3 protein-coding genes and 1 pseudogene are annotated in these 2,817 nt (G+C 66.0%); 1 reads left to right on the forward strand and 3 read right to left on the reverse strand.

The genetic code is table 11. The features are described 5' to 3' along the window. Nucleotides 1–132: 132 nt before the first annotated feature. Genes J9611_RS21130 through J9611_RS21140 form a run of 3 tightly spaced genes read right to left on the reverse strand, consistent with a single transcriptional unit; the run spans nucleotide 133 to nucleotide 2,218 of the window. Nucleotides 133–837, reverse strand: coding sequence for a cation diffusion facilitator family transporter (locus J9611_RS21130; protein WP_211883163.1), 705 nt, complete (start codon nucleotides 835–837; stop codon nucleotides 133–135). Continuing rightward, nucleotides 837–1,805, reverse strand: coding sequence for a cation diffusion facilitator family transporter (locus J9611_RS21135; RefSeq protein ID WP_211883165.1), 969 nt, complete (start codon nucleotides 1,803–1,805; stop codon nucleotides 837–839). Before J9611_RS21135 ends, J9611_RS21130 begins: the two co-directional genes overlap by 1 nt. After that, complete coding sequence (locus J9611_RS21140; RefSeq protein ID WP_211883167.1) at nucleotides 1,802–2,218, reverse strand: ArsR/SmtB family transcription factor; 417 nt, start codon at nucleotides 2,216–2,218, stop codon at nucleotides 1,802–1,804. The genes J9611_RS21135 and J9611_RS21140 overlap by 4 nt, the downstream gene beginning before the upstream one ends. 414 nt (nucleotides 2,219–2,632) lie before the next feature. Between J9611_RS21140 and J9611_RS21145 the strand changes: the two are divergent. After that, nucleotides 2,633–2,817 (forward strand): annotated as a pseudogene (locus tag J9611_RS21145) (TlpA family protein disulfide reductase); the annotation flags it as partial.

Genomic DNA, 2,817 nt, shown 5'->3' on the forward strand with positions numbered 1-2,817 from the left:
CTTGGCCATGAGTCCCACCGAGATGACGTCGGGGAGGCGGGTACCGGTGGTTGGTTTCAGTTGTCCGGAGCGGGGCATGAAAACATGCTACCGCAGGAACCCTTAACTGAACGGTATTGTGGCTAACCGGGGTTAGCAGCAGTCCTCGCCTTTCCATGCTTCGCGGCCTTCCTGGACGGCGACGGCGGCGATGATGAGGCCGATGATGGGGTCCAGCCACCATGCGCCGAAGAGTGCGTTGCCGGCGAGACCGATGAGAACAGCGGCGGCGGTCGCGGCGCAGAGCAGGTTCTGGGTTCCTTCCCCGGCGGTGGCTCCGGAGTTCAGCCGGGCACCGAGTCGGTGTTTGGCGACCCCGAGGACCGGCATGATGACCAGGCTGGCCGCCGTGAGCACAATACCCAGGAGGCTGTTTTCGGCCCGGTGCCCGGTGGCCAGGTCGATGACCGATTGGATTCCGATGTAGGGGGCCAGGAGCCAGAAGCTGATGGCCACCGCTTTTTGTGCGCGCCGTTCGGCGGTTTCGGACAGGGTGCGGGATCCGGTGAACCGCCAGATGACGATGATGCTCGCCAGGCCCTCGACGGCTGAGCTGAGCGCCCAGCCGATCAGGGATACCGAGCCGGCGGCCCCGCCGGCGACCAAACCAAGGGCCCCCTCCAGGACCATCCAGACCAGGCTGAACCAGGACAGCAGCCGCACCGTATGGGCATGCCTGATCCAGCGGGCGTCAGGAACAGCGGGAGGCTCCGGGGTGCAGCAGCCGTCAGCGCAGGCAGGCGCGTCGTCGGCCGCGGGCTTGTTCGGTCCCAGGGGAAGCGGCTGGGGAGCGCTCATCAGTGGGTCCCTGTTTCGTGGGTGGCGTGGCCGGCGGGTTCGAGCTGGAACGTGGAGTGCTCCACGTCGAAGTGCCCGGTCAGGCAGGACTGGAGCTGGTCAAGGATGGCGGGGGCGTGTCCGTCAGAGAAGCAGCTCTCATCCAGGACGACGTGTGCGGACAGGGCGGGCAGGTCTGAGGTGACGGTCCAGACGTGAAGGTCATGGACGTCGTGCACGTGCCCGGTTTCCAGCAGGTGCACCCTGACCTGGTCCAGGTCAACGCCTTCCGGTGCGCCCTCCAGCAGGATCCTCCCGGAGTCCCGCAGCAGGCCCCACGAGGCGTGGAGCATCAGGGCCACCACGATGAGGGAGGCGATCGCGTCCGCGCGGGTAAAACCGGTGGTCAGGACGATGACCCCGGCGATCGCGGTGGCAATGAACCCGTACAGGTCGGTGAGGATGTGCTGGAAGGATCCTTCCACGTTCAGGCTGGACCGGTTGGCTTTGGCCAGCACCCAGACCGCCACCAGATTCACGATGACCCCGAGGATGGCGACGACCACGACGGGTCCGCCTGCGACGGGAGGCGGATCGAGGAGGCGGTGGATCGCCTCCACGGCCACGAGGGCGCTGATGACCAGCAACGTGATGCCGTTGGCCGCCGCGGAAAGGATCTCCGCGCGCTTGAATCCGAAGGTCCAGATCCCCCGGGCCGGGCGGCCCGCCAGACTGATCGCCCACAGGGAGGCGGCGATCGCGCCGGCGTCGGTGAGCATGTGCCCGGCGTCGGAGAGCAGGGCCAGTGACCCGGAAACGACGGCGACGATGACTTCCACGATCATGAACCCGACGATCAGCGCCAAGGCAATGACCAGGTAGCGCCGGTCCGCGTTCGCGGCTATTCCATGGCCGTGATCATGGTGCTTGGCAGAGGACGCGTCGTCTGTCCGGCGGGATGCGTGGTCGTGGAGGTGATCGGCGCTCATCGCACGTTGTCCTTCTGTGCGGAATCGGTGCGCTCGGGATGGACGGCGATGGTGTGGCCGGTGTGGGTGAGACCGAGGTCCAGGAGCATCCGCACGTGCGCGTCATCCAGGCGGTAGTAGGCCATCCGGCCTCGCCGGGAGACGGAAACCACCCGGTGGGCGCGCAGCAGACGAAGCGCATGGCTGACGGCGCTTTCACTCATCGCCGTCGTCGCCGCCAGATCACACACGCACAGCTCTCCGCCCTCCAGCAGCGACGTCAACAGCCGCAGGCGTCCCGGATCACCCAGCAGGGAAAACACATCGGCCAGCTCTGCGATGTCATGATCTGAAGGCAGCGCCCGCCGGACCAGGTCGACCTTGTCCGGGTCGACCAGATTCACACCGCATTCGTCGATCGCCTCACGAGCCATCACAGGACCTCCTACATATGAATAAATGTTCAGATGTCAGTATAACGAGTCCAGACTGAAAAATGCTCCGCAGCGCTGCGCGGACAGCGAGGCATGGGGGTGCCCTTCTGATCCTTGCTGCCCCAAAGAGCCGTATCCGCCGATGCCGAATGCTTCTGCGGCCTGCACTCCACGGGCCCGCTCCCTTTCTCCAGTGACAGCAGTCCATAGGCCAGGGCAGGCCGCAGCAGGCCGCCGTCCATGGGGCGTCAAATCGCACTGGTCAACCTAACAACCTAAGTAGTTTAGGTCTACACTAGGGAGGGCCGCCCCCGGTTCCCCCAACCGGCGGCGGCCTGCCACGGCCGGCCAGGCCGAGAACGGGAAAGGCGCCGCTAAGTACGTGGGCCGCGTGGCCATCAAGAGAGGAAGCCGATGAAGCTGCACAGAGGCCGGGAGGCCAGAGGAGGCCCACGACGGGTCCCTCTCACTGCCATCGCGTCGGCGGCTGTGCTCGCCGTTTCGCTGGCGGCCTGCGCCGCCCCGGATTCGCTGGCCCAGCAGGCCCGTGCGGGGGATAACAAGAACTACATTGCAGGGGACGGTTCAGTCAGTGAATA

Source organism: Pseudarthrobacter albicanus, assembly GCF_018224015.1.
Lineage (GTDB): Bacteria > Actinomycetota > Actinomycetes > Actinomycetales > Micrococcaceae > Arthrobacter > Arthrobacter albicanus.

Excerpts from the sequence above, each read along its gene's own strand:
- J9611_RS21140 (WP_211883167.1), bottom strand. The coding sequence starts at position 2,218 with ATGGCTCGTGAGGCGATCGACGAATGCGGTGTGAATCTGGTCGACCCG.
- J9611_RS21135 (WP_211883165.1), bottom strand. The coding sequence starts at position 1,805 with ATGAGCGCCGATCACCTCCACGACCACGCATCCCGCCGGACAGACGAC.
- J9611_RS21130 (WP_211883163.1), bottom strand. The coding sequence starts at position 837 with ATGAGCGCTCCCCAGCCGCTTCCCCTGGGACCGAACAAGCCCGCGGCC.